Source organism: Mesorhizobium sp. M7A.F.Ca.CA.002.05.1.1 (assembly GCF_003998335.1).
Lineage (GTDB): Bacteria > Pseudomonadota > Alphaproteobacteria > Rhizobiales > Rhizobiaceae > Mesorhizobium.
Genome location: NZ_RZQI01000553.1, coordinates 1 through 4,077, shown reverse-complemented (window position 1 = coordinate 4,077; position 4,077 = coordinate 1). Strand labels below are relative to the sequence as shown.

Below are 4,077 nucleotides of genomic sequence, written 5' to 3'. Positions count from 1 at the left end.
GCCCAGCGCTGCGAGGCCGCCGGCCTCGACGGCATCGAGTTCGAATCCTACGGCCATCTGATGGACGGCTTCTGGTCGCCCGCCACCAATCATCGCGACGACGAATTCGGCGGCTCGCTGGACAATCGCCTGCGCTTCACCAATATGGTGCTCGATGCCGTGCGGTCAGCCGTTGGCGACAAATTCGTCGTCGGCATCCGCATGGTCGCCGACGAGGATTTCGAAAAAGGCCTGTCGAAGGCGGAGGGGATCGAAATCGCCAGGCGGCTGGCGGGCTCCGGCAAGGTCGATTTCCTCAACATCATTCGGGGCTCGATCGAGAGCGATGCGGCACTGACCAAGGTCATCCCGGTGACCGGCATGCGCTCTTCGCCGCATCTCGATTTCGCCGGAGAGGTGAGGGCGGCGACGAAATTCCCGACCTTCCACGCGGCGCGCATATCCGACGTGGCCACCGCACGCCACGCCATCGCCACCGGCAAGCTCGACATGGTCGGCATGACCCGCGCCCATATCGCCGATCCGCACATCATCAAAAAGGTGATGGAGGGGCGCGAGCATGAGATCCGCCCGTGCGTGGGCGCCACCTATTGTCTCGATCGCATCTATGAGGGCGGCGAAGCGCTTTGCGTCCACAATGCCGCGACCGGCCGCGAGGCCGAAATCCCGCATATCATCGTCAAGACCGAAGGACCGAAGCAGAAAATCGTGGTCGTCGGAGCCGGCGCCGGCGGACTGGAGATTGCGCGGGTCGCGGCTGAGCGCGGCCACAAGGTGATGGTGCTTGAAGCATCGAGCCAGGCCGGCGGCCAGGTGCGATTGGCGACGCAGAACCCGCGCCGCAAGGAGCTGATCGGCATCATCGACTGGCGGCTGGCCGAACTCGACCGGCTCGGCGTCGAGATCCGCTACGACACCTGGGCGGAAAAAGACGATGTCCTGGCGCTGTCGCCCGATGTGGTGGTGGTCGCTACCGGCGGCCTGCCGCAGAACCCGCCGCTGACATCAGGCGACAACCTTGTCACCTCGAGTTGGGACATCATGGCCGGCAGCGTCAAGCCGGCCGAAAATGTGCTGCTCTATGACGACAATGGCGGCCATCAGGGCATGGGCGCCGCCGAACTGATCGCCAATGCCGGCTCGAAACTCGAGCTTGTATCGCCGGAGCGTTTCTTTGCCCCGGAAATGGGCGGCATGAACCATGTGCCCTATATCAGGGCCTTCCAGGAAAAGGGCGTCACCATCACCATCAACACGCGGCTGCGTTCGGTGCGGCGTGAGGGCAACCAGCTGATCGCAGAGCTGGCTTCGGATTTCGCCGATGGCTGGCGCGGCGAGCGCAGGGTCGACCAGGTGGTGGTCGAGCACGGTACGCTACCGCTCGACGATCTATACCTCTTGCTGAAGCCGCTGTCGAAGAATGGCGGCGCGGTCGACTACGAGCGTCTGGTGAGCGGTGGCGACATCTTTCCCAAGCGCAATCCAGAAGGCGGCTTTGTTCTGTTCCGCATCGGCGACGCGGTCGCCTCGCGCAACATTCATGCCGCCATCTATGACGGCATCAGGTTCGGCTTGCGAATCTGAAATTAGCTATCGCCAGGATCGTAGCGCGCGGCCGAAGCTTCCTGCAAGAGCCCCTAGACTGGACTTTCCCTGTCGTACTTGTAACGATCTAGGGTGATCCAAACGCTTGGGATCAGTTTCATTCTACTGCAAGTCTGCAGGGAAATCGCGAAGCAGTGCGTCTTCTGCCGAGAAAAGTTGACGAAAACCTAACAAAGTCCGGGGGGACAAGTTGACCAAGAAAGATCCGTTCGTTCCGCGCCAGACCAATACGGCGCTCTACATGCAGCTATACGAGAATGGATATTCGGTTGCCGATATCGCCCGGGTGCAAAAGGCGTATCGTGTGTGTTGCGCGATGTTCAACGGCCGCTACCGCAAGACAGGACGGCCGTTCATCTGCCATGCGGTGGGAGCTGCGTCATCGGCCGCGCATTTCGATAAAAGCGTCGATCTTGTCCTGGCCGCGATGTTTCACGCTGCCTACGACAGCGGCCACTATCCGGACGGAAAGTCCAGCAGGCGCACCGATGCACACCGCAGATGGCTGGAGCAAACAATCGGTCCCCGGGTTGAAGGTCTTGTCGCCCGCCTGGTCGGACTGAAATTCGATACCGGAGACCCCGAGCGCCTTGTGGATGCCGGCGTGCCGGCCGGCGACGAGGACATCTTGTTCCTGGTGCTTGCCCATGAGGTGGATGACCTGGCGGACGGAGGATTGGCGTTTGCGCCCAAATACGGTCAGTCCATACGATCGAGGGTTGCTGCCTGTGCCACTCTGGCGAGGTATCTGGGCCGCGAAAATCTTGCCGTCACCATCGAAGGTTACGGTGCCCGCTACGAGACGATGGCGTGGGCTGCTCCCCTCCAGGAGACGAAGCTGATTGGCTTTCAGATTACGCCAAATTTACGCACATACATCAAATTGCGCCGCCACAAGTTACGCGGCGAATCAGTCGAGGTGCTTTGACACCTCGCTGATCCCGCGACAGATTGGCGTGTCGATGCGCAACCCGCTGAGAACTGGCCGTCCTTGTCGCCTCAGTCGTCGTAGCCCTGGATTGTCCCAAAGGTGTAGTGGCGCAGCTTCAATGCGGTGATCAAATTGGTCAGCTTCATCTTGCCGTCGAAACTGTCCTGGAACATCTCGTCATGCATCAGCAGGATCAGCTTGCCGGGCTTGACGAAGCGGCCATAGCCGAACAGGTGATCGATCTCGCTGACCAGATGGTCAACGCTCTGCACCGGCTCGCCGTTGTCCTTGTGCACCCATTCATGGTCCCAGCCGTAGAGATAGAAGCCTGAGGCAGCGACAAACTCGTAGTCGGGCTCTTCACGCCCCTCCTGGGCGAGCCCAAGCGAGGTGTCGTTCTTCGACATGGAGGGCAGCCTGAACACGTCGCGCCCCGGTAGCCTTGCATGCACCACGGGCTTCAACCCGAGCACCGCGTTTGCCCTTACCATGTCGGCGACGACACCTTCGGTGTCGCCGTAGAAATGCCGGTAGTGATTGTAGGCATGGCTGTAGCTGTGGTTGCCGAGCGTCACCAGAGGAAGCTGCCTGGCGCGCTGGACGAGCGCTCTGTTGGCGGCGCTAGCCTGTGCGTGCATGCCGACCATGAATAGGGTTGCAGGAACCTGCTCGGCTTCCAGCACATCGAGGATGTTGCTTGTGCCGTTCAGCGGCCCATCGTCGAAGGTAAGATATATTATGCGATCGGCCCCTTGGGCGGGAACCGCAAAAATCAAAACCGCCGCCAGCACAAACCGAAACGGTGTCATCAGCCCCGATATCCGGTTGCGATCACGACAAGGCCGCCATGTCCACAACGGCTTGTCAAGGCGAGCCGGTGCATGTCGCCCAAAAGTGCGCAGCGGTTTTGGGATAACGACATGCGCAAACAAAAAGGCAAACCTATGCCAGGCTTCCTTGCAGCACCGTCAGCTTGGCCTTCTTGGGCATGCGGGCGGTCAGCCATTCCAGCGCCTTGTCGTGCGGCATCGGGAAGGCGATGGAGTAGCCCTGCACCTGGTCGCAGCCGATCGCCATCAGCGAATTGAGCTCGGCCTCGGTTTCGGCGCCCTCTGCGACGATCGAGATGCCAAGGCCACGCGCCAGCTCGGTGATGGCGCGGACGATCTTCGAGTTGTCGCCATTCTCATGGATGTTCTGGACGAAGCGGCGATCGATCTTCAGCCGGTCGATCTCGTTCGGGTTGACATGGCTGAGCGAAGCATAGCCGGTGCCGAAATCATCGAGTTCGAGATGGACGCCGGCTGCCCGGATGTGCCGCAGCTTGGCCGCGATACCCGTCTTTTCGTCATCGAGGATGACGGATTCGACGATTTCCAGCGACAGTTTCTGCGGCGGCAGCCCGGCCTTTTCCAGCGTCTCGAACAAGAACGCATCGAAATCGTGTTCGCGCAGCTCGGTGCCGGAAACATTGACGGCAAGCCGTCCGAAGGCAATGCCGGCGCGGTTCCATTCGGCCGCCTCGTTGATCGCCTTGGTGA

4 protein-coding genes are annotated in these 4,077 nt (G+C 60.9%); 2 read left to right on the top strand and 2 right to left on the bottom strand.

Annotation, left to right across the window (positions count from 1 at the left end; all coding sequences use genetic code 11):
* Both EN939_RS23760 and EN939_RS23755 read left to right on the top strand, forming a co-directional pair.
* Positions 1-1,584, top strand: a 1,584-nt coding sequence (locus EN939_RS23760; RefSeq protein ID WP_127270110.1) for an oxidoreductase, incomplete at its 5' end; no start/stop codon positions are given.
* 211 nt (positions 1,585-1,795) lie between these two features.
* The gene (locus EN939_RS23755) at positions 1,796-2,533 is read left to right on the top strand and encodes a hypothetical protein (RefSeq protein WP_127270107.1); all 738 of its coding nucleotides are present in this window, start codon (positions 1,796-1,798) and stop codon (positions 2,531-2,533) included.
* A gap of 71 nt (positions 2,534-2,604) precedes the next feature.
* On the opposite strand, the gene EN939_RS23750 is transcribed toward EN939_RS23755, so the two are convergent.
* On the bottom strand, positions 2,605-3,345 hold the full coding sequence (locus EN939_RS23750; RefSeq protein WP_127270105.1) for a polysaccharide deacetylase family protein: 741 nt from the start codon (positions 3,343-3,345) through the stop codon (positions 2,605-2,607).
* Between the two features lie 133 nt (positions 3,346-3,478).
* The coding region (locus EN939_RS23745) for an EAL domain-containing protein (protein ID WP_164751170.1) at positions 3,479-4,077 on the bottom strand (599 nt) is incomplete at its 5' end.